17 protein-coding genes are annotated in these 22,286 nt (G+C 69.4%); 6 read left to right on the top strand and 11 right to left on the bottom strand.

Annotated elements, in window-relative coordinates:
* Positions 1-53: 53 nt before the first annotated feature.
* The 9 genes from ACOYR3_RS21090 to ACOYR3_RS21050 form a co-directional block, all read right to left on the bottom strand.
* Complete coding sequence (locus ACOYR3_RS21090) at positions 54-1,070, bottom strand: Bug family tripartite tricarboxylate transporter substrate binding protein (RefSeq protein ID WP_422844256.1); 1,017 nt, start codon at positions 1,068-1,070, stop codon at positions 54-56.
* Positions 1,071-1,280: 210 nt separating this feature from the next.
* On the bottom strand, positions 1,281-2,273 hold the full coding sequence (locus ACOYR3_RS21085) for a tripartite tricarboxylate transporter substrate-binding protein (RefSeq protein WP_422844255.1): 993 nt from the start codon (positions 2,271-2,273) through the stop codon (positions 1,281-1,283).
* Between the two features lie 281 nt (positions 2,274-2,554).
* Positions 2,555-3,802: a phenylacetate--CoA ligase family protein gene (locus tag ACOYR3_RS21080; RefSeq protein ID WP_422844254.1), complete on the bottom strand. Its 1,248-nt coding sequence runs from the start codon at positions 3,800-3,802 to the stop codon at positions 2,555-2,557.
* Positions 3,803-4,033: 231 nt separating this feature from the next.
* Positions 4,034-4,849 carry an ABC transporter ATP-binding protein gene (locus ACOYR3_RS21075; RefSeq protein ID WP_422844253.1) on the bottom strand — a complete coding sequence of 272 codons (816 nt, stop codon included), beginning with the start codon at positions 4,847-4,849 and terminating at the stop codon, positions 4,034-4,036.
* A 305-nt stretch (positions 4,850-5,154) separates the two neighbouring features.
* Complete coding sequence (locus tag ACOYR3_RS21070) at positions 5,155-6,483, bottom strand: ABC transporter substrate-binding protein (RefSeq protein ID WP_422844252.1); 1,329 nt, start codon at positions 6,481-6,483, stop codon at positions 5,155-5,157.
* Between the two features lie 48 nt (positions 6,484-6,531).
* Positions 6,532-7,608: a branched-chain amino acid ABC transporter permease gene (locus ACOYR3_RS21065; RefSeq protein WP_291490052.1), complete on the bottom strand. Its 1,077-nt coding sequence runs from the start codon at positions 7,606-7,608 to the stop codon at positions 6,532-6,534.
* Between the two features lie 37 nt (positions 7,609-7,645).
* On the bottom strand, positions 7,646-8,575 hold the full coding sequence (locus tag ACOYR3_RS21060) for a branched-chain amino acid ABC transporter permease (RefSeq protein ID WP_422844251.1): 930 nt from the start codon (positions 8,573-8,575) through the stop codon (positions 7,646-7,648).
* A gap of 16 nt (positions 8,576-8,591) precedes the next feature.
* Positions 8,592-9,377 (bottom strand): ABC transporter ATP-binding protein, encoded by a 786-nt coding sequence (locus tag ACOYR3_RS21055; RefSeq protein WP_422844250.1) that lies wholly within the window; start codon positions 9,375-9,377, stop codon positions 8,592-8,594.
* Between the two features lie 35 nt (positions 9,378-9,412).
* The gene (locus ACOYR3_RS21050) at positions 9,413-11,359 is read right to left on the bottom strand and encodes an AMP-dependent synthetase/ligase (RefSeq protein WP_422844249.1); all 1,947 of its coding nucleotides are present in this window, start codon (positions 11,357-11,359) and stop codon (positions 9,413-9,415) included.
* A gap of 239 nt (positions 11,360-11,598) precedes the next feature.
* Between ACOYR3_RS21050 and ACOYR3_RS21045 the strand changes: the two genes are divergently transcribed.
* Genes ACOYR3_RS21045 through ACOYR3_RS21035 form a run of 3 tightly spaced genes read left to right on the top strand, consistent with a single transcriptional unit; the run spans position 11,599 to position 14,843 of the window.
* The gene (locus ACOYR3_RS21045) at positions 11,599-13,320 is read left to right on the top strand and encodes an AAA family ATPase (RefSeq protein ID WP_422844248.1); all 1,722 of its coding nucleotides are present in this window, start codon (positions 11,599-11,601) and stop codon (positions 13,318-13,320) included.
* A gap of 5 nt (positions 13,321-13,325) precedes the next feature.
* Positions 13,326-14,189, top strand: a complete 864-nt coding sequence (locus ACOYR3_RS21040; protein ID WP_422844247.1) for a general secretion pathway protein GspB — start codon at positions 13,326-13,328, stop codon at positions 14,187-14,189.
* 36 nt (positions 14,190-14,225) lie between these two features.
* Positions 14,226-14,843, top strand: a complete 618-nt coding sequence (locus ACOYR3_RS21035) for a LuxR C-terminal-related transcriptional regulator (protein WP_422844246.1) — start codon at positions 14,226-14,228, stop codon at positions 14,841-14,843.
* Between the two features lie 20 nt (positions 14,844-14,863).
* On the opposite strand, the gene ACOYR3_RS21030 is transcribed toward ACOYR3_RS21035, so the two are convergent.
* Complete coding sequence (locus ACOYR3_RS21030) at positions 14,864-16,645, bottom strand: hybrid sensor histidine kinase/response regulator (protein WP_422844245.1); 1,782 nt, start codon at positions 16,643-16,645, stop codon at positions 14,864-14,866.
* A gap of 264 nt (positions 16,646-16,909) precedes the next feature.
* On the opposite strand from ACOYR3_RS21030, the gene ACOYR3_RS21025 reads away from it, so the two are divergent.
* Together ACOYR3_RS21025 and ACOYR3_RS21020 are read left to right on the top strand one after the other, a co-directional pair.
* On the top strand, positions 16,910-17,611 hold the full coding sequence (locus tag ACOYR3_RS21025; protein WP_422844244.1) for a hypothetical protein: 702 nt from the start codon (positions 16,910-16,912) through the stop codon (positions 17,609-17,611).
* Positions 17,612-17,663: 52 nt separating this feature from the next.
* Positions 17,664-20,069 carry a glycosyl hydrolase family 18 protein gene (locus tag ACOYR3_RS21020; RefSeq protein WP_422844243.1) on the top strand — a complete coding sequence of 802 codons (2,406 nt, stop codon included), beginning with the start codon at positions 17,664-17,666 and terminating at the stop codon, positions 20,067-20,069.
* Between the two features lie 36 nt (positions 20,070-20,105).
* Here ACOYR3_RS21020 and ACOYR3_RS21015 read toward each other — a convergent pair whose 3' ends face one another.
* Entirely contained in the window at positions 20,106-21,308 is a 1,203-nt protein-coding gene (locus tag ACOYR3_RS21015; RefSeq protein WP_422844242.1) for an ABC transporter substrate-binding protein, read from the bottom strand.
* A 221-nt stretch (positions 21,309-21,529) separates the two neighbouring features.
* Here ACOYR3_RS21015 and ACOYR3_RS21010 point away from each other — a divergent pair, with 221 nt between their 5' ends.
* Positions 21,530-22,255: a Crp/Fnr family transcriptional regulator gene (locus ACOYR3_RS21010; protein WP_422844241.1), complete on the top strand. Its 726-nt coding sequence runs from the start codon at positions 21,530-21,532 to the stop codon at positions 22,253-22,255.
* Positions 22,256-22,286: the final 31 nt, after the last annotated feature.

The raw sequence follows: 22,286 nt of genomic DNA, 5'->3' as shown, positions 1-22,286 counted from the left end.
GTTCTCAGCCCCTCGCGCAGGGGGGGCGCAGCTGGGCTGCCGCCCCCCACCTTTCAGTCCACCTTGGCGCCCGAGGTCTTCACCACCTGCGCCCACTTCTTGTGCTCGCTGTCGATGTGCTTGGCGAACTCGGCCGGCGTATTGCCCCCCGGGATGGCGCCCTGGGCCACCAGCCGCTCCTTCATGGCCGGCGTGGCGAGCGACTTGGCCACTTCCTGCTGGATGCGGTTCACGATGTCCTGCGGCGTGCCGGCGGGTGCCAGCAGGCCAAACCAGGAGCTGGCCTCATAGCCCTTGAGCGCAGGGCCGCCGGCTTCCTCCACCGTGGGCACATCGGGCAGCGCGCTGGAGCGCGTGGAACTGGTCACGGCCAGCGCGGTGAGCTTGCCGCCCTTGATCTGCGACAGCGCCGACGGCAGGTTGTCGAACATCACGTCCGCATTGCCGCCCACCATGTCCATCAGGGCCGGGCCCGAGCCGCGGTAGGGCAGGTGCAGCATGTAGGTGCCCGTCATGCTCTTGAACAGCTCGCCCGCCAGGTGGATGGACGTGCCGTTGCCGCTGGAGGCCATGTTGAGCTTGCCGGGGTTGGCCTTGGCCACGCGGATGAAGTCCTGCACGTTGTGCACGCCCATGCTCTTGGCCTTGTCCGCGTTCATCACCATCACGTTGGGCACGGCGGCCACCAGGGTGATCGGGACAAAGTCCTTGATGGGGTCGTAGGGCAGCTTGGCATACAGCGCGCGGTTGATGCCGTGCGTGCCCACGGTGCCCATGAGCAGGGTGTAGCCGTCGGGTGCGGACTTGGCCACCACCTCCGCCCCCACGTTGCCGCCCGCGCCGGCGCGGTTGTCCACGATGAACTGCTGGCCAAACGCCCGCGAGAGCTCCGGCGCCATGGCGCGCGCGAGGATGTCGGTGGTGCCGCCCGGCGCAAAGGGCACGACGATGCGCACGGGCTTGGTGGGCCAGGGGGCCTGCGCGTGGGCTGAGGACAGCAGCGTGGCGCAACCCAGTGCGGTGCACAGCAGCAGGGCTGCCGCGCGGCGGCTGGCGATAGGGGACGTCATAGGGCGGTTTTCCTTTCGGGGAGGCTTCGTATGCATGCAAAGCTTTTTACGCGGCCGGCCGTGTTCCGTGCAGGTGGATTACCCCAAGGCTGCAGCGCTCCCTTCGCCGTAGGGCACCCAAAAAAAAGGCCGCAGGGCCTGAGCCCTGCGGCATGTGCTGGAGTCCCGCAGCGCGGGCCCGCAGACGTGGCGCGTGCGCAGCGGCGAAGCTTAGTCCGCGTAAGAGCCGGCGGCCTTGATCACGGCGCCAAACTTCTCGGTCTCGGACGCCACGAACTTCTTGTGTTCGGCGGACTCGATGCGCTTGTCGGTGGCCACCACGGCGCCCAGGCCTTCCTGCTTCTTGATGAATTCGGGGTCCTTCAAGGCCGCCTTCAAGGCGTCGTTGAGCTTGGCCACCACCGGTGCGGGCGTGCCCTTGGGCGCGTACAGGCCGTGCCAGATGGTCACGCTGAAGTCCTTCACGCCCGATTCCGCGAGCGTGGGCAGGTCCTTCAGGGCCGGGGTGGTCAGACGCTTGCTGGTGGTCACGGCATAGGCCTTGACCTTCTTGCCCTCGATTTGCGAGGTGGTGTTGGTGGTCTGGTCGCACAGCAGGTCGATCTGGCCGCCGATCAGGTCGGTGATGGCGGGTGCCGTGCCCTTGTACGGCACCGGGGTCATGTCGATCTGCAGCGCGCTCTGGTACATCAGGCCGCACAGGTGCGACGCCGAGCCCTGGCCGGCGTTGCCCAGGTTGATCTTGCCCTTGTTCTGCTGCAGCCAGGCGGACAGTTCCTTGTAGTTGTTCGCGGGCATGCTGGGGCGCGCGATCAGCGTCATGGGCACGTCATTGACGATGCCCAGGTACTCGAAGTCGTTGGCCACGTTGAAGGCCAGCTTGCGGTACATGGTGGGCATGGTGGCCATGCTCACGTGGTTCAGCAGCAGGGTGTAGCCGTCGGGGTTGGCGCGGGCCACCTTGGCGGTGCCGATGGTGCTGCCGGCACCGGCCGAGTTGTCGATGACCACGCTCACGCCGCCCAGGGGCTTGCGCATGGCCTCGGCCAGGTCGCGGGCCACGCGGTCGGTGGGGCCGCCCGCTGCGTAGGGCACCACGATCGTGATCGTCTTGTCCTTGGCCGGAAAATCCTGCGCGCTGGCGCCCATGGCTGCCGCGGCTGCGGCGGTGGCGACGAGCGCGAATTTCAGCACTTTTTTCATGGTGTCTCCTGTGAATGACGGCGCCATGATAGCCACGGGGGAGAGCCCAGGTATTGCGGATATTACGTAGCTGGATGCCACCATGTTCTTCAAGGTGAAAAGCCCTCCAGCACCCATCAATAAAGCGGTGAATGCTATGAATTCAGAAGCATTGGCCTAGGGTAAACACTGCGATCGCCCTCGCCGCCACGTGGGCATCTCTTGCGCTGGCGCAAGTGCGGGCCGCGGGTGAAAGCCTGCCGTCAGCGTGCGCGGGGCCGCAGCTGCGCGGCCCCCGGCTCCTACCGGTAGCTGCGCGCGTCCTCGATCACCTTGCCGTCGTTGGGTAGGGTGCCGGGCGGCACCATCTGCACCTCGCCGCGCAGCTTGGTCACCTCGCGGATGGCGTCGCTGAGCTGCCGTGCCAGGCCTTCGGCCGTTTCGGCGGTTTCCACCTGCAGCACCATCTGGTCGTTGGCCATCTCGCCGCTGACCACCAGGCGTGCGCGCAGCACCTGGGGAAAGCGCTTGGCAACGGCGGCCACCTGGCCCGGGTGCACGAACATGCCGCGCACCTTGGTGGTCTGGTCGGCCCGGCCCATCCAGCCCTTGATGCGGGTGTTGGTGCGGCCGGTGGGGCAGGCGCCGGGCAGCACGGCGGACAGGTCGCCGGTGCCAAAGCGGATGAGCGGGTAGTCGGGGTTGAGGGTGGTGACCACCAGCTCGCCCACCTCGCCCTCGGGCAACGGGTCGCCGGTGCCGGGGCGCACGATTTCGACGATCACGCCCTCGTCCAGCACCAGGCCCTCACGGGCGCTGGTCTCATAGGCAATCAGCCCCAGGTCGGCCGTGGCGTAGCACTGGTAGCCCGCGATGCCGCGCTCGGCGAACCAGTCGCGCAGGCTGGGCGGGAACGCCTCGCCCGAGACGAGCGCCTTGGTCACCGTGGGCAGGGCCACGCCCAGTTCGGCGGCCTTCTCGACAATGATCTTGAGGAAGCTGGGCGTGCCGATGTAGCCGGCCGGCTTCAGCTCGGCCATGGCCTGCACCTGCTGCTCGGTCTGGCCCGTGCCGCCGGGAAACACGGTGCAGCCCAGCGCGTGCGCGCCGGTTTCCATCATCGAGCCCGCCGGCACGAAGTGGTAGCTGAAGCTGTTGTGAATCAGCTCCCCGCGCCGAAACCCTGCCGCGTAAATGGCCCGGGCCATGCGCCAGTAGTCCGGCCGCGTGCCTTCGGGTTCGTAGATGGTGCCGGGGCTGGCAAACACGCGCGTCATGCCCGGCCCGAAGCCCAGCGCGCTGAAGCCGCCGAACACGTTGGCGGCCCGGCCCGCCTGCTGTCGCTCCAGCAACTCGTACTTGCGCGTCACGGGCAGCTGCGCCAGGGCCGCGCGGCTGGTGATGGCCGCCGCATCCACGCCCGCCAGGATGCTGGCAAACGCCGGCGACGCCGTCTGGGCATGGCCGATCTGCTGCGGCAGCGCCGCTATCAAGGCCGCTTCGCGCTCGGCGGGGCTGCGGGTTTCCAGGGCGTCATAGAACGTGCTCATGCCTGGGGTTCCTTGTGAGGTGGTGGTTTTGAATCAAATCGGCCTCTGGCGCTTATCCATAAAGCGCAAGCAGCTATCAAATTAAGAGTAAATTCGTCTGGCGTCTGCAAAGGATGACCGCCCTGGTCGCCCGCGCTGCCGAAGGCCAGCGCCACCGCGCAAGGGCCGCCCCGCCGCGCTGGTGGCGTCCCCCTGGGGGGGGAAGGCGCCGACGGCGACACAGGGGGCTTCTCAGGCCAGCCAGCGCTTGCGCCGCTTGTAGCTTTTGACATCCTTGAAACTCTTGCGCTCGCCGCCGCCCATGCCCAGGTAGAACTCCTTGACGTCCTCGTTGCTGGCCAGGTCGCTGGCGGCGCCGTCCATCACCACGCGGCCGCTTTCCATGATGTAGCCGTAGTCGGCGTACTTCAGGGCCATGTTGGTGTTCTGCTCGGCCAGCAGGAAGGTGACCTTCTCCTTGGAGTTCAGGTCCTTCACGATGTTGAACACCTCTTCCACGATCTGCGGCGCCAGGCCCATGGAGGGCTCGTCCAGCAGCACCATGCTCGGGTTGGCCATGAGCGCGCGGCCGATGGCGCACATCTGCTGCTCGCCGCCCGAGGTGTAGGCTGCCTGCGAGGTGCGCCGCGTCTTTAGCCGCGGAAAGTAGTTGTAGACCTTCTCCAGGTTCGCCGCGATCTCGGCCTTGCTGCTGCGGGTGTAGCTGCCCGTCATCAGGTTCTCTTCAATGGTCAGGTGGGCAAAGCAGTGCCGCCCCTCCATCACCTGCACCACGCCGCGCTGGACCAGGTCGGCCGGCGAGAGGTTTTCGATGCGCTCGCCCCGCAGCTCAATGCTGCCCTTGGTCACCTCGCCGCGCTCGCCCTTGAGCAGGTTGGAGATGGCGCGCAAGGTCGTCGTCTTGCCCGCCCCGTTGCCGCCCAGGATGGCCACGATGGACCCCTCGCGCACCTGCAGCGAGACGCCCTTGAGCACCAGGATCACATGGTTGTAGATGACCTCGATGCCGTTGACGTTGAGAACGATGTTGCTGTTGGAAGAGTCCATGGTGTTCCTTCGCTGTGCCAATCCAAAGAGCTGCCGCAGGTCGCAACTCTTTGGATTGGCGGTTGCCTGAAGGCAGGCAGCCGCCCCGTCACGGGCCCCTGAAACGGTCGCTGCGCTATCGCCAGTGACACCGTGGAACTGGCTTTGCCAGGCCACTGGTGTCGTCCCCCTTCCCGAATCGCGCAGCGCGAAAAGAGAAGGGGCTGAGGGCCGCGGCTCCAAGCCTGCCTGCGCAGGCTTGGACGGCCCCGAAGAGCTGCCGCCTCCGGCGGCTGCACCGAGCGGCGCCGCTCAGGGGGATGTACTTAGCTCTGGCAATCGGCCGCCTCGCGACGGGCCATCTTCTTGTCCGCCAGGTACTTGTCGGCCCCCGCCTTGATCATGGGCTTGAGGATCTGCTCATCGGCCTGGTACCAGTCGGACGAAAAGTTCCACTTGCTGCCGTCCCAGGTGTGCACGCGGGCCCAGGTGGAACCCATGTGGTCGGCGCAGCTGGTGGACAGGGGGCGCATCACGCCGCCAAAGCCCAGCGCGTCCAGCTTCTTCTGGTCCAGGGCCAGGTTTTCCATGCCCCAGCGCACTTGTTCGCCGGTCATGACCTTGCCCTTGCCAAAGCGCTCCTGCGCGCGGCGCACCGATTCGACCGCCAGCATCTGGATGATCACGCCGCGCGTGTACAGCACCGATCCCACTTCGTCCTTGGGACCCGTGCCCTGGCCTTTTTCATGCACGTGCTTCAGGATGTCCTGGATCACCTTGGGCTGCTGGCCCGAGGTGTTGAGCGCCAGCGCGTGGTAGCCCTTCGCGCCTTCGCCCACGTCGCGCACATCGGGCTCGGCACCGGCCCACCACACGCCATACATCTTGTCGCGCGGGTAGCCGGTGGCCTGGGCTTCCTTCAGGGCGGTGGAGTTCATCACGCCCCAGCCCCACAGCAGCACGTAGTCGGGGCGGCTCTGGCGCACCTGCAGCCAGGTGGCCTTCTGCTCCACGCCGGGGGCCGTCACGGGCAGCATCTGCAATTCAAAGCCGTGCATCTTGGCGCGCTCCTGCAGCAGCGGGATGGGCTCTTTGCCGAACGGGCTGTCGTGGTAGACCAGGGCGATCTTCTTGCCCTTGAGCTTGTCCAGCCCGCCGTTGGCCTTGCCCAGGTGCTGGATCAGGATGTCCGCGCCCGTCCAGTAGCTGCCCATGAACGGGAAGTTCCACTTGAAGGCCATGCCGTCCTGCGCCACCGACAGGCCATAGCCCAGCGTCATCAGCGGGATCTTGTCCACGGGCGCCTTCTCGGTCAGCGCGAAGGTGATGCCGGTGGCCTGGGGGTCGAACAGCGACACGCCGGGGCGGCTCTTGAGGCGTTCGTAGCACTCCACGCCCCGGTCGGTGGCGTAGCCCGTTTCGCACTCTTCAAAGGTGAGCTTCACACCGTTGATGCCGCCGTCGCGGGCGTTGATCATCTTGATGTAGTCCTGCTTGCCGTTGGCCCAGGGCACGCCGTTGGGCGCATACGGCCCCGTGCGGTACGACAGCAGCGGGAAGAACTGTTCCTTGGCTTGCGCGAAGGCGCTCGTCGCCACGGACGAGGCGCCGGCTGCAACCACCGCAGCGGCGATCACGATTTTCGAAAGCTTCATGGATGTCTCCTTTGGATGAATAAGTACTAGTGAAGCGCGGGGAAGAAATCAGTGCGGGAAGGGCCACAGACGCAGTTTCTGCTTGCCTGTGGACCACAGCTTGGCCAGGCCGTGGGGCTCGACGATGAGGAACCACACGATCAGCGCGCCGAAGATCATCAGCTCGGCGTGCGACACGCCGGCGGTGGAAATCTCCACGCCGAACAGGCCCATCAAGGCGGGCAGGAACTGGTTGAGCACGATGGGCAGCACCACGATGAACGCGGCGCCAAAGAAGCCGCCCATGATCGACCCCAGGCCGCCGATGATCACCATGAACAGCAGGCGGAACGACACCTCCACCGAGAACGCTGCCGGCTCCCACGCGCCCAGGTGCACGAAGGCCCACAGCGCGCCGGCCATGCCCACGATGAAGGAGCTGACGGCAAACGCGCTGAGCTTGGCGTACATGGGACGGATGCCGATCACGGCGGCCGCCACGTCCATGTCGCGGATGGCCATCCATTCGCGCCCGATGGCGCCGCGCACCAGGTTCTTGGCCAGCAGGGCCACCACCACCAGGATGGCCAGGCAGAACAGGTACTTGCTGGTGGCGCTCTCGATGGGCAGGCCCAGCACCTGCAGGTTGGTGACGGAGACCGAGCCGGAGTCGGAGTTGTTGGTGAACCACTTGATGCGCAGGAACATCCAGTCGCTGAAGAACTGCGCTGCCAGCGTGGCCACGGCCAGGTACAGGCCCTTCACGCGCAGGCTGGGCAACCCGAACAGGATGCCGAAGAACGTGGCGCACAGCCCGCCCAGGATCAGTGCCGGAATGAGCGGCATGCCCGGAAAGCGCACGAAGAAGTTGTAAGCCCCGTAGGCCCCCACGGCCATGAAGGCGCCCGAGCCCAGCGAGATCTGCCCGCAGTAGCCCACCAGGATGTTCACCCCCAGGGCCGCCAGCGCCATGATGACGAACGGGATCAGGATGGCGCGGAAGATGTAGTCGCTGGCCAGCATGGGCACGGCGATGAAGGCGATGGCCAGGATGATGCCGATGGCAAGGCGGTCCTGCGCAATGGGGAAGATCTGCTGGTCGGCGCGGTAGCTCGTCTTGAACTGGCCGTTTTCGCGGTAGAGCATGGTTGTCTCCTGTGCTTGTCGTTGTTGTCAGAGCCGTTCAGACGCGGTCAATGATCTTCTCCCCAAACAAGCCCTGAGGCCTGAAGAGAAGGAACACCAGCGCCAGCACATACGCAAACCAGATCTCGATGCCGCCGCCCACGAACGGGCCCAGGTACACCTCCGAGAGCTTCTCGCCCACGCCGATGATCAGGCCGCCGATGATGGCGCCGGGCACGGACGTGAGGCCGCCCAGGATCACCACCGGCAGCGCACGCAGCGCCACGGTGGTCAGCGAGAACTGCACGCCCAGCTTGCTGCCCCAGATCATCCCGGCCACCAGGGCCACGACACCGGCCACGCACCACACGATGACCCAGATGCGGTTGAGCGGGATGCCGATGGACTGCGCCGCCTGGTGGTCGTCCGCCACGGCGCGCAGCGCGCGTCCGGTGGAGGTCTTCTGGAAGAACACCGACAGCAGGGCCACGAGGCCCGCGGCGATGGCTGCGGCAATCACGTCCTCCTTGTTCACCAGGATGCCGCCCTGGAACAGGGACTCGAGCAGGAACACCGGGTCCTTGGGCATGCCCACGTCGATCTTGTAGATGTCGCTGCCGAACAGCGTCTGGCCCAGGCCTTCCATGAAGTAGGTGATGCCCAGCGTGGCCATGAGCAGCGTGGCGCCTTCCTGGTTGACCAGGTGGCGCAGCACCAGCTTTTCAATCAGCCAGGCCACCACGAACATGATGGCGCCGGCGATGACGAAGGCCGCCAGGTTGGCCATGATGGGGTTGTCGATGCCGGTCCACTTCGGGATCCACTCGGCGAAGCGGGCCATGGCCAGGGCCGCGAACAGCACCATCGCCCCCTGCGCGAAGTTGAACACGCCCGAGGCCTTGTAGATCAGCACGAAGCCCAGCGCCACCAGCGAATACAGCATGCCGGCCATCAGGCCGCCGATGAGGGTTTCGAGAAAGAATGCCATGTTGTTGTTCTCCCGATCAGTGCGAGGTGCCGAGGTAGGCGCGGATCACGTCTTCGTTGCTGCGCACCTCGTCGGGGCTGCCGTCGCCGATCTTCTTGCCGTAGTCCAGCACCACCACGCGGTCGCTGATATCCATCACCACGCCCATGTCGTGCTCGATGAGCACGATGGTGGTGCCGAACTCGTCGTTCACGTCCAGGATGAAGCGGCACATGTCCTGCTTCTCTTCCACGTTCATGCCGGCCATGGGTTCATCGAGCAGCAGCACCTGCGGCTCCATGGCAAGCGCCCGGCCCAGGTCCACCCGCTTTTGCAGGCCGTAGGGCAGCTGGCCCACGGGCGTCTTGCGGAACGCCTGGATCTCGAGGAAGTCGATGATGTGCTCCACGTACTCGCGGTGGCGGATCTCCTCGCGCTCGGCCGGGCCGATGCGCAGCGCCTGCATCAAGATATTGCTTTTGATCTTGAGGTTGCGGCCGGTCATGATGTTGTCGATCACGCTCATGCCCTTGAACAGCGCCAGGTTCTGGAAGGTGCGGCCGATGCCCATCTCGGCCACCTGGCGGCTGTTCATGTGGTCGAACGTCCTGCCGCGGAAGGTGATGGAGCCCTCCGAAGGGGTGTAGACGCCGTTGATGCAGTTGAGCATGGAGCTCTTGCCCGCGCCGTTGGGGCCGATGATGGCGCGGATCTCATGCTCCTTCACATTGAAGGAGATGTCGGTCAGCGCCTTCACCCCGCCAAACCGCAGGCTGATGTTCTTGACGTCCAGGATGACGTCGCCGATCTTCTTGGTGGTCATGGGGATTTGCTTCTCCGGCGGGTGCAGCGCGGGCTTCATGCGGCGGCCTTCACGGGGGGGAACATCTTGGCGTCCGAGAGCTTGAGCGTGGCGCTCACCTTGCCGGTGCGGCCGTCCTCGAACTTCACCTGCGTCTCGATGTACTGCTCGGTGCGGCCGGCGTACAGGGCGTCCACCAGCACGGCGTACTTCTCGGCAATGAAGCCGCGGCGGACCTTGTTGGTGCGGGTCAGCTCGCCGTCGTCGGCGTCCAGCTCCTTGTGCAGCACCAGGAAGCGGCTGATCTGGCTGCCCGCGAGCATGGCGTCGGTCGCCAGGTCGGCGTTGACCTTTTCAATGCACTCGCGCACCAGTTCGTACACCTCGGGCTTTTGCGCCAGGTCGGTGTAGCCGGCATAGGGCAGGTTGCGGCGCTCGGCCCAGTTGCCCACGGCGTCGAAGTCGATGTTGACCATCACGCAGACCCGCTCGCGCTGATCGCCCAGCGCCACGGCTTCCTTGATGTGCGGGAAGAACTTGAGCTTGTTCTCCACGTACTTGGGCGCGAACATGGCGCCGTCGTTGGCGCCGCCCGCCAGGCGGCCCACGTCCTTCACACGGTCGATGATCTTGAGGTGGCCGTGCGCGTCGATGAAGCCGGCGTCGCTGGTGTGGTACCAGCCGTCGGCGGTGAGCACTTCCGCGGTGGCGGTGGGGTTCTTGTAGTACTCCTTGAGCAGCCCGGCGGACTTGACCAGGATCTCGCCGTTGTCGGCCACCTTGATCTCCACGCCGCGGATGGGCACGCCCACCGTGTCGGCGCGCACCTCATGGTCGGGCTGCAGGCAGACGAACACGGCGGTCTCGGTGGAGCCGTACAGCTGCTTGAGGTTGATGCCGATGGAGCGGTAGAAGGTGAACAGGTCCGGCCCGATGGCCTCGCCGGCCGTGTAGGCCACCCGCACGCGGCTGAACCCCAGGTTGTTGCGCAGCGGCCCGTACACCAGCAGGTTGCCCAGGGCGTACTTGATGCGGTCGAGCAGGCCCACGTCCTGCCCGTCCATCAGGGCGGGACCCACGCGCTGGGCCACGGCCATGCAGGCCTGGAACATCTTGCGCTTGAGTGCGCCAGCGTCCTCCATGCGGATCATCACGCTGGTGAGCAGCCCTTCGAAGATGCGCGGCGGCGCAAAGTAGTACGTAGGGCCGACCTCCTTGAGGTCGATGGACACGGTGCTGGCCGATTCCGGGCAGTTGACCACGTAGCCGCAGGCCAGCCACTGCGCGTAGCTGAAGATGTTCTGCCCGATCCAGGCCGGGGGCAGGTAGGCCAGCACTTCTTCGCTGCTGGTGAGCTTGTCGAACTCGGCACCGGCCGTGGCGCGGTCCAGCAGCGTGCTGTGGGTGTGCACCACGCCCTTGGGATTGCCCGTGGTGCCGGAGGTGAAGAACATGGCCGCCACGTCGTTGGGCTGGGCCCGGGCCACCTCGCCCTGGAACCAGGCGGGGTTGCTGGCCACAAAGGCCTTGCCGGTCTCGAGCAGGGCGTCCACCGAGGCCAGGCCCTGCTCGCGGTAGTTGCGCAGGCCGCGCGGGTCGTCGTAGTAGATGTTGGAGATCAGCGGGCACTGGCCGCGGATCTCCAGCAGCTTGTCGACTTGTTCCTGGTCTTCGACCAGGCAAAAGCGCACCTCGGCGTTGTTCAGCGGGAAGATGCATTCCGCCGCCACGGCGTCCTGGTACAGCGGCACGGGAATGGCGCCCAGCGACTGCGCGGCCAGCATGGTGGCATACAGCCGCGGACGGTTGGCGCCGATGACCACCAGGTGCTCGTGCCGCTGGAGCCCGGCCTGGTGCAGGCCTGCGGCCAGCTGTTCGACCATGCGGGCCAGGCCGGACCAGCTGTGGGTCTGCCAGATGCCATATTCTTTTTCGCGCAGGGCCGGCGCGTCGGGGCGCCGGGCGGCATGCTGGAGCAGCAGTTGCGGGAACGTGGTCAACATTGCAGGTTCCTCAAAATGAAGAAGTGGGTGGGTCCGCCCGGGGGTGGCCGGGAGCGCTGCAGTGGTGGCGCGCCTTGGGTCCAATGCTAGGGATGACTTTGACGCCATCTTGTCTTGCCGACGACAATTTACGGGAAACTCCTCACTGGGTAAAACCCTGCCAGACGGCCGGGCCGCGCCGGCTGGCGCGGCCGTCTGTGGTTTGAGGGGGCTTCACGCCAGGGCGGTATCCTCAGGGCATGTACGCCCCGTTCTTCGGCTTGCAACAGCCGCCGTTTTCCATCGCGCCCGACCCGCGCTACCTGTTCATGAGCGAACGGCACCGCGAGGCGCTGGCCCACCTGCTCTACGGGCTGGACGCGGGTGGCGGGTTCGTGCTGCTCACCGGCGAGGTGGGCGCCGGCAAGACCACGGTGTGCCGCTGCTTTCTGGAGCAGATTCCGCAGCACTGCAACGTGGCCTACATCTTCAACCCCAAGCTCACCGTGCGCGAACTGCTGCGGTCCATCTGCGACGAGTTCGGCGTGCCGCACAAGCCCACCGTGCCCGGCGGCGTGGAGACCGTCAAGGACTACATCGACCCGCTGAACGCCTCGCTGCTGGCCGCGCACGGCGCGGGGCGCAACACCGTCCTCATCATCGACGAGGCGCAGAACCTCTCGGCCGACGTGCTGGAGCAGCTGCGCCTGCTCACCAACCTGGAAACCAGCGAACGCAAGCTGCTGCAGATCATCCTCATCGGCCAGCCGGAGCTGCGCGCCATGGTGGCCAAGCCGTCGATGGAGCAGCTGGCGCAGCGCGTGATCGCGCGCTTCCACCTGGGCGCGCTGACCCCGCAGGAGACGCAGCAGTACATCGCGCACCGCCTGGCCGTGGCGGGGCTCACCGGCCCGCTGCCCTTTGACCGCCGGGCCCTGCGGCGCGTGCACGCGCTCTCGCACGGCGTGCCCCGGCGGATCAACCTGCTGTGCGACCGCGCCTTGCTGGGCGCCTATGCCGTGGGCGCCCGCCAGGTGACGCGCTCCATCGTCAACCGCGCGGCGCGCGAGGTGTTCGACGCCCCGGCCCGGGCGCGCCAGGGGGCTGCAGGGCTGCCGCGCTGGGCGCTGGCCGGCCTGGGCGCGGTGGCGGGCGCCGCCGCGGTGGCGGCCGCAGGCTGGGCCCTGGGGCTGTGGCCGGGGGCGCCCGGCGGCGCGCAGCGCGCGGGCGACCGCCCCGCGGCTGCTCCGGCTGCAGCGGCGTCGCGGGCCTCGGCGGCGGTCCCGCCCGCATCGGCCGCTGCGGCCCCCGCCGCCGCGTTGCCGGCCAGCGCCGCCGCCGCAGCGCCCGTGGCGCGGGCTTCCGCGCTGGAACAGTTCGTGGCGGCGCAGGGCACCGGCGATGCGCCGGCCTGGCAGGCCCTGGCGTCCGCGTGGGGTGTGGCGCTGCCGGCCGGGGCCGACGCCTGCGCTGCCTTGCCGCGCGAAGGCCTGCGCTGCTATCGCAACCGCCGGGCCGGGCTGAACCTGGTGCGCCAGATCGACCGGCCGGTGCTGCTGGGGCTGTATGCCTCGCAAGACGCCGAGGCACCGGTGCCGGTGCTGTTGCGGGGGCTGGATACCGACACCGCGCTGCTGGAAGGCGGCGGGCGCTCGCTGCGGGTGCCGGTGGGCGAACTGGCCCAGGTCTGGCGCGGCGACATTGCCACGCTGTGGCGCGTGCCCGCCGGCATGCCCGAGCGGGGCGACATCACCGACACGCCGGCAGGCACGGCCTGGCTGGACCAGCGCCTGGCCAGCAAGGCTGCCGGGGGCACCGGCGCGGCCGGCCGGGCCACCACGCCTGCGCAGCGGCAAGCCCGCATCCACCGCTTCCAATTGGCCCAGGGGGTGACGCCCGACGGCCGGGCGGGCCCGCTGACCCTGATGCTGCTCAACCGCGCCACCGGCGTGAAAGAACCGCGCCTGCGCGCTGGAGGCTGATCCCCATGTCCTACATTCTCGACGCCCTGCGACGCGCCGATGCCGAACGTGGCCGGGGCGCCGTGCCGGGCTTGCACACGCCGGCCACGCCCACCGGCGGCCTGTCCGCGCCGTCCGACCGGGCCGGCCCCGTGCCGATGTGGCTGGTGGCGGCCGGTGCCGTGGGGGTGGCCGCCGTGGCAGCCGGCGGCACCTGGTGGGCCCTGCGGCCCGCAGCGCCCGCCCCGGGCCCGGCCTCGGCCGCGGTGGCCGCCGCGCCAGCAGCGCCCGCTGCGCCTGTGCCAGTCCCCGCACCCGCCCCGGCTGCGCCCGCGCCTGCCGCGCCGGCACCGGTTGCCGTCGCCCCCGTGCCCGCGCCGGCTCCCGCAGCGGTCCCCGTACCGGCTCCAGCGCCGGCCCGGGCGGCCGAGTCCCGCGTTGCGGCCCGCGTGGCCGAGCCGCGCAACAGTCCGCCGGCGCCGCGCGAGCGCGAGCCGCGCGATCGCGCCACGCCGCCTGCGGCAGCGCCCGCCCCAGCGCCATCGCGCAGCGCCGCCGCCGAGCCCGCCCGCCCGCGTGGCGCAGCACCGGCGCCCGCGCCAGCCCCTGCTGCGAACCGGGCCGCCCCGGAGGCCGCAGCGCAGCCGCCTGCGGGCGCCCCGGTGTTCACCCAGGGCGAGCTGCCCGAGGCGCTGCGCACGCAGCTGCCCACGCTCAAGGTCACCGGCGCCACCTATTCCACCAATCCGGCCTACCGCATGGCCATCGTCAACGGCCAGGTGCTGCACGAGGGCGACCCCGCGGCGCCCGGGCTGGTGCTGGAGCGGATCGAGCCGGGGCGTACGGTGTGGGCGTTTCGGGGGTACCGGTATGCAGTGCCGGCGCAGTAGCGGCGCCGCTGCGGGCCGCACAGGGCGGAGGCTGCGGTGAAGATCCTGCTGGCCGACGACCATGTGCTGTTCCGCGAGGGGCTGCAGTTCCTGCTCCAGTCGCTGGGGCCGCAGCCCGAGATGCTGTGCGCGGGCGACTACGCAGGCACGGCCGCGCTGTTCGCGCAGCACCCGGACGCCGCGCTCGCGCTGGTGGACCTGGACATGCCGGGGCGGGAGCGCGAGGGCGGCATCGAACGGCTGCTGGCCCTGGCGCCGACGGTGCCGGTGGTGGTGCTATCGGCCTGCGAGGACGGAGACGCCGTGCGCCGTGTGCTGGACGCCGGCGCCATGGGGTTCGTTCCGAAGCGGGAGCGGCCCGACGTCCTGCTGGGCGCGCTGCGCCTGGTGCTGGCCGGCGGTGTCTACGTGCCGCCCATGCTCCTGTCGTCGACGCCGCGCGCCGCGCCGGCGGCGGTGCTCACGCCGCGGCAGGTCGAGGTGCTGCAGTGCCTGGCCCAGGGCCAGGCCAACAAGCTCATCGCGCGCCAGCTGGGCATGACGGAGGCCACGGTGAAGGCGCACACCGGCGCCATCTTCCGCAGCCTGGAGGTGGCCAACCGCGCGCAGGCCGTGCTGGCGGCGCGGCGGCTGGGGCTGCTGCCGCCGGCTTAGAACGTCAGCACGTTCTTGGATCAGGCCGGCGCGGCTGCCGGGCGGCGGGTGGCCTGGCGCAGGAACGCCCGCAGGCGCGCGGCGGGCACGGGCTTGTGCAGCACCGGGTGTCCGCTGGCGCTGGCCTCGCGCAGCCGGTCGGGCGCGGTGTCGCCGGTGACGATCAGTGCCGCGATGGCGCTACCCCAGGCGCCGCGCACCTGCGCGATGGCCTCGGCGCCGGTGCGCTCGTCGCGCAGGCGGTAGTCGGCCACGATGGCGTGCGGCGCGTGGGTGAGACGGGCCAGGGCCTCGCTGGCGGAGCTGGCCAGCGTCACCTGGTAGCCCCAGTCGCCCAGCAGCAGGGCCATGGCGTCGCGCACGCCGGCTTCGTCGTCAATGACCAGGATGTGCGCGCCCGCAGCATCGGCCGGTGATTCGGGCACCGCTTCGGACGGCGAGGATGCGGCCTGCGCCGGCGCGGCGGCCCGCACGGGCAGCGCCAGCACGAAGGTGCTGCCCCGGCCGGGGGCGGAGTTCAGGGTGAGGGCATGGCCCAGCAGCTTGCCCAGGCGCTCCACCACGGCCAGGCCCAGGCCCAGGCCCTTGCTGCGGTCGCGCTCGGGGTTGTGCAGCTGCACGAATTCGCGGAACACCGCGCGGTGGTGCTCCGGGGCGATGCCCACGCCGGTGTCGCGCACCTGCAGCACGGTGGTGCCGTCCTGCGTGTACCACAGCAGCGCGACTTCGCCCGCGTGCGTGTAGCGCACGGCGTTGGACAGCAGGTTGCGCAGCATGGTTTCGAGCAGGACGGGGTCGGACTCGACCACCACGGGTGGCCCCTCGCAGCGCCACGCCAGGCCCTTGGCCTGCGCCAGTGGCGCAAACTCTGCCGCCAGCCGGTCGAGCAGCCCGTGCAGCGGCACGGGGCCGCGCTGGGGCTGCAGCACGCCGGCGTCCAGCCGCGAGACATCCAGCAGCGCGTTGAGCAGGCCTTCCAGCGCACCCACGCTGCCCGCGATGCGGTCCGCCAGGGCCTCCAGCCCGGACCCGCCGGCCCGCTGCTGCAGCGCGGTGACGAACAGCCCCAGCGCGTGCAGCGGCTGGCGCAGGTCGTGGCTCGCGGCGGCCAGGAAATGCGTCTTGGCCAGGCTGGCCTGCTCGGCCAGTTCCTTTTGCTGCTGCAGGCTTTCGGCCAGCGCGATCTTCTCGAACTGCAGGCGGATGGTCTCCATCGTCATGCCGTGCGCCTGGCCCATGATGCGGTAGAGGATGCCCAGGAAGAACACCAGCCCCACGCCCATGCCCACGCCGCCCTCGCTGCCTTGCAGGGCCAGCGCCAGGGCGGTGAGCCCCACGGAAGGCACGGCAAAGGCGAATTCGGAGCGGGGCCAGAACGAGGTGACGAAGATCGAGCCGGTGGAGGTGCCCACCACCATGGTGATCAGCAGCATCTGCAGCGCCGGGGAGTCGTGCACCAGGAACAGCATCCCGGCCACGCCCCAGGCCACGCCGTCCAGCAGCGCCGACACCGTGACCTCGTTGGCCCAGCGCACGGCGCTGGCGTGGTCCGTCACGCTGGCCGCGTAGCGGCGCACCAGCAGGTAGCGCAGCCCGGGCGCCAGCAGCGCCGCCAGCAGCCAGGCGCCCAGCTGCCAGCCGCCGCACCGGCTCCACAGCGCCCCGGCGGCCACCAGCGGCAGCGTGGGCATCAGCGGCATCGCGCCCACCAGCACGGCCTGCATGCGGCGGATCGCCTCCTGCTCGATGGCGGCTTGCGCCTGCGCTGGCGTTGCCGTCGGTGGTGTGCCCTCTGCGGCCATGGGCCTGTCTCCTGCGCGTGGTGCGGTGATCGGTTCTGCGGGGCCTTGCATTGTGCAGGCGCCCAGGTCGTACGACCGGGGCTTCGAAGTCGTAATCCTTCAGGCGAATGGACCGGCAGGGGGGCGCTTTCCACAATCGCTGCAACTCGGTGGCGGAGGCCGCCGTTCCGCCAGCGTGGCCGAATGCGCGGCCTGGTTGCTATTTATTTAATAGCTGCCTGCGCTTTATGGATAAGCGCTGGAGCCCATTTTTATTCAAAACCCATGGTCACACCTTTTCGCACTGCCCTTGCCGCCTTCGTCCTGTCGACCGCCGTTGCCACGGCGGCCGCCGCGCCCTATGCCACCACGTACACGGGCACGGTGGCCGATTCGACCATTCCCGAGGTGCGGGACGGCGACCGCTACAGCCTCACCCTGGTGATGGACAACGGCGGCGCCACGGCCCACGCCCAGACCTGGACCCCGGGCGATTTGCAGTGCGCCATCTGGCGGCTCGACAGCGGCGGCACGGCCGTCTTTCGGCACAGCCTGCGCGCGTTCCCGCTGGAGACGCTGGACGGCAATGTGGCCACCGATGCGGGCGGCGTGCTCACGCAGATGGCCAGCGCGCTGGTGTCCGACGGGCTGCGCACCGGCCAGTTCAGCGCCACCGGCGTCGCGCTGGTGCCGCCCGTGACGTGGGAGGCCGACGGCACCAACAACGTGTTCTTTGACCGCGGTGGCCCCGGCGGCCTGCCGCGCGGCTTTGGCGACGCGGCCGGGGGCGTGCAGATGGATCCGGCCCGCTGGAGCGCGCCCCGCGCGGTGGCGGGGCCTTGCGACGACACCCCGGTGGTGGCCGCGGCCCCCGCGGCCGTGCCCGCCGCCGGCGGACCCGCGCTGGGCCTGGCGGCGCTGGCGCTGGCCGGCCTGGGCGGGCTGCGGCTGCGCCGGCGTGCAGGACCACGGGGCCAGCGGTCTTGAACAGGTTTTGAGGGGACAACGACATGGACATTTTTTCTTGGGAGGTTTTCTGATGCATGTATCAAACGCACACGGCGGCCGCGGCCGCAGCAGCGGCGCCGCAGGGCCTGCCCCAGGGCGCCTGCGCACCTGGCTGCGTGCCTGGGCGGTGCCGGTGGTGGCTGCGCTGGCGTGGACCAGCGGCAGCGCCCTGGCGCAGGCTTGCGCACCCGGCCAATGGCTGGCCGAGTATTTCCCCAACACGGCCCTGTCCGGGCCGGCGGTGCTCACGCGCTGCGAGAACGGCCCCATCGACCGCTACTGGATGACGGACAGCCCGGACCCGCGGCTGCCCGTGGACAGCTTCTCGGCGCGTTGGTCGGCCACCTTGTCGTTCCCCGGCGGCAGTGCGACCTTCACCACCTTCACCGACGACGGTGTGCGCGTTCTGGTCGACGGCCGACCGGTCATTGACAACTGGACGCCGCATGGCATCACCATGGACACGGCCACCGTGCCGCTTTCCGCGGGCGAGCACACCGTGCGCATGGAGTATTTCGAAGCCGGCGGCGAAGGGCTGGCGCAGCTGGTGGTCGACGGCACCGGGCCGGCACCGGCCCCCGCGCCGCGCATCGTGTCGTTCCTGGCGGAGCCGGGCACCATCGACGCGGGCGGCGCCAGCACGCTGGGCTGGACCACCGAGGGCGCCGTGGGGTGCGTGGCCTCGGGCGGGTGGAGCGGCAGCCGCCCCGCCAGTGGCTCGGCCAGCGTCACGCCGGCCGCCACCACCACCTACAGCCTGGACTGCCAGAACGCGCAGGGCGACAGCACCAGCGCGTCCACCGTGGTCGTGGTGCGCGGCACGCCGCCAGGGGCGCCAAGCATTGCGCACTTCAGCGCCACGCCCGCCACCATCCGGCGCGGCGAAAGCGCCAGCCTGAACTGGCAGGCCGACAACGCGGCGGAGTGCACGGCGTCGGGCGGCTGGAGCGGCGCGCGCGCCACCCAGGGCAGCGAGCCGGTGAGCCCGTCGGCCACCACGGCGTATGCGCTGGTCTGCGCCAACAGCGCCGGCCAGACGGCCAGCGCCACGGTCACCCTGGCGGTGGAGGCCACCAACTCGCTGCCGCAGGTGGGCGGCGTGACGGCCAGCACCACGTCCCAAGGGGTGCGCCTGGGCTGGAACCCGGTGGCGCAGAGCGGCAAATGGGTCTATGGCTACTACGCCGGCTGGTACTGGCACACCTACCCGCCCGAGGCGGTGGACATGACGACCATGACGCACTTCGTCTTCGGGCGGTACGCCCCGGGCACCGGTCCGCTGGGCGGGCAGGCCGGCGACCTGGTGGAAGGTGCGGGCGGTGCGCACACCGAGGTCGAGGAGCCGCTGATCGCCAAGGCCCACGCCAGCGGCGCCAAGGCGGTGATGATGGTGGGCGGCGAAGGCGACGGCCCGGGCTTCCGTGCCGCCACCGCCGACCCGCAGATCCGCGCCCGGTTCATCAAGAACCTTCTGGACAAGGCCGAGCAGAAGAACTACGACGGCGTGGACATCGACTGGGAAGAAGGCCTGGACACCGACCAAAGCCGCGCCCAGGCGCTGGCCCTGCTGCGCGAACTGCGTGCAGCGTCGCAGCAGCGCCCCCGCTACCAGGCCACGCCGCTGGAAATCAGCTGGCCCGGCTTCTGGGTGAACGTGAACAACAAGGACGTGACCCAGTGGCATGCCGAGGTGGCTGCGGTGGTGGACCGCTTCAACCTCATGACCTACAGCATGACGGGCGACTGGGGCTGGCTGTCCTGGCACCATTCGCCGCTGTTCGGCGAAGGGCCGCTGCACCCGACCTCCGTGGCCTCCACCGTGCAGACCTACCTGGACGCCGGCATTCCGCGAGCCAAGCTGGGCATCGGCATCGGCCTGTACGGCGCGTACTTCAACAACCCGGTGACCGGCCCGCGCCAGAGCACGGCCGGCATGCAGGGCTGGATGAACAACGGCGACTGGATGAACAACTACCAGCGGCTGGTGGAGGACAACGCCTTTGGCCAGATCGGCGCCACCTACCACTGGGACGATGTGGCCAAGCAAAGCTACATCACCTACAGCCATCCGTGGTGGCGCGCGTCCGACGTGCCCGTCACGTACCTGAGCTACGAGGACGAGCGCTCCATTGCCGAAAAAGGCAAGTGGGTGCGCGAGCAAGGGCTGGGCGGCACGCTGGTGTGGACGGTGAACTACGGCTACCTGCCGTCGTCCGGCACCAACCCGCAGATGCAGGCCGTGAAGCAGTCGTTCATCGCCGGGGCCGCAGCAGGCTACCGGGTGTACCGGGACGGCGTGGCGATCGCCACCGCCACCAGCCCGGCCTACACCGACACCGGGGCGCCGTCCGGCAGCCACAGCTACCAGGTCAGCATGCTGGATGCTTCTGGCAACGAGGGGCCGCTGTCCAGCCCCGTGGTGGTCCAGGTGCCGTGAGCCTGGAGGGCCGCAAGCGGCTTGCCGCTTGCGGCGCTACCGCAGAAACCGCCCGTCGCGGCCCACCAGCGTCAGCTCCACGAAGCGCGACGCATTGCGGTCCGGGGTGGTGGCGTGGATCTCGAAGCCGCCCAGGTCCCACTTCTTGAGGCCCCACAGTGCATCCAGGAAGGCCGCGCGGCCGGGGTTGCGGCCCGCGCGCTGCAGCGCCTCGGCAAACACGCGGGCGTTGATGTAGCCCTCCAGCGCCAGGTGCGACGGTTCCGCCGTCGCGCCGGCCGCCTTCCACGCGGCCTGGAAGTCGCGCACCACCGGCATGACGACGTTCGACGGCAGCGGAACCACCTGGGAAATGGCCATGCCCGTGGCGTCCGGCCCCAGGGCCTTGACGGTTGCCGGCGTGCCCATGACGGACAGCGCATACAGCGCCACGCCGCGCTGGAGTGCGCGGAACGCCTTGACGAACTCGAGGGTGGGCTTGCCGGCCAGGCCGATCACCACCGCCTCCAGATGGCCCCCGGCGAGCTTGGCAGCGGCGGCGCCGGCATCCGAGGCGTTGTTCTCCACCGTCACGGCCAGGGCCTCGGGCAGCTTGAGCCGGTCCATCGACTGCCTGGCGGACTGGAACACCTCTTTGCCGAACGAATTGTTCTGGTACACGATGCCCAGGCGCTGGATGCCGATGGTCGAGAGGTGCTGCACGAGCTTTTCGGCCTCGTCGGCATAGCTGGCGCGGATGTTGAAGACGTTGCGCGCGCTTTTCACGCGGCTGAGTTGCGCCCCGGTGAAGGGCGCCACGAACGGCATGCCGCTGTCGATGACCTTGGGCAGCATCGCCTCGATCATGGGCGTGCCCATGCAGTTGAACAGCGCGAACAGGTCGCGGTCGGCCAGGAACTGGTCGACGTTGGCGAGCGCCTTGGGCACCTCATAGGCGTCGTCCAGGGTGACCAGCTCGACGGCCTTGCCGTGCACGCCACCCCGGGCGTTGATGGCGGCGAAGGCGGCCTTGGCGCCCTGGTGCATGGCGGAGCCGAGGTCGCCCAGTGGCCCGGTGAGGGCGGTGGACTGGCCGATGCGCACGGCGCCTTCCTGCGCGTGGGCGCGGCCCGCGCCCAGCCAGGGCGCGCAGGTGGCGGCAGCGGCAGCGGCCAGCCAGCGGCGGCGCGTGGCGTGCGCTGGGGGGAGGGCGGCAGTCAGGGTAGGCCGGGCGGCGGCCGGCAGATGCGGGGTGGACATCACGGGGTCTCCTCAAGAAATCCCGGGCAGCCGCAAGCGGCCCCGGGGAGGCGCCATCATCCCGTCAGAATTGGCATTTTTTTGTCGGTCTGACGACAATCTGGATCGTGGTATTCCCGGAGGCCCCCACCCGGCGCACCGTGCGCGAGCGGGGCCGCCCGGGTTCCTGCACCCCGCCGGCGGTCTCCTGCGAGATACTCGGCCCGCTCCCCGCCCTGCCCATGGACCACCGCACGCACCACGACCTGTCGCTGCACCAGCGCCGCCGCTCGCCCTCCGCCGCCGAGCTGGACGGCATTCCGTGGCTGGGGCTGCTGCAGCCGGCTGAGCGGGAGCGCGCGGTGGCTTCGCTGCTCGTGGGCGACGCCAATGCGGGCGACTACGTGTGCCGCGTGGGGCGCCCGGTGACGTACTGGTTCGGGGTGGTCGAGGGCCTGCTCAAGATGAGCAGCGACAACGCGCAGGGGCAGACCATGACCTACGCCGGCCTGCCGCCCGGCGGCTGGTTCGGGGAGGGCACGGCCCTCAAGCGCGAGCCCTACCGCTACAACATCCAGGCGCTGCGCAAGAGCGTGGTGGCCGGCCTGCCGGTGGACAGCTTCCACTGGCTGCTGGACCACTCCATCGGCTTCAACCGTTTCGTGATGAACCAGCTCAACGAACGGCTGGGGCAGTTCATCGCCGCGCGCGAGATCGACCGCCTGAACAACCCCGACGTGCGCGTGGCGCGCAGCCTGGCGTCGCTGTTCAACCCGGTGCTGTACCCCGGCGTGGGCGAGGTGCTGCGCATCACGCAGCAGGAGCTGGCCTACCTGGTGGGCCTGTCGCGCCAGCGGGTGAACGAGGCGCTGGCGGCGCTGGAGGCGCAGGGCGCCATCCGCGTGGAGTACGGCGGCCTGCGCGTGCTGGACCTGGCCGCCCTGCGGTCCAGTGTGACGCCCTCTTGAGACGCCGCGCGCCTTCCCGCGGGGGCGACGC

This window comes from Acidovorax sp. M2(2025) (assembly GCF_049330835.1).
Lineage (GTDB): Bacteria > Pseudomonadota > Gammaproteobacteria > Burkholderiales > Burkholderiaceae_C > Acidovorax.
This window is presented reverse-complemented; position numbering and strand designations above follow the sequence as displayed.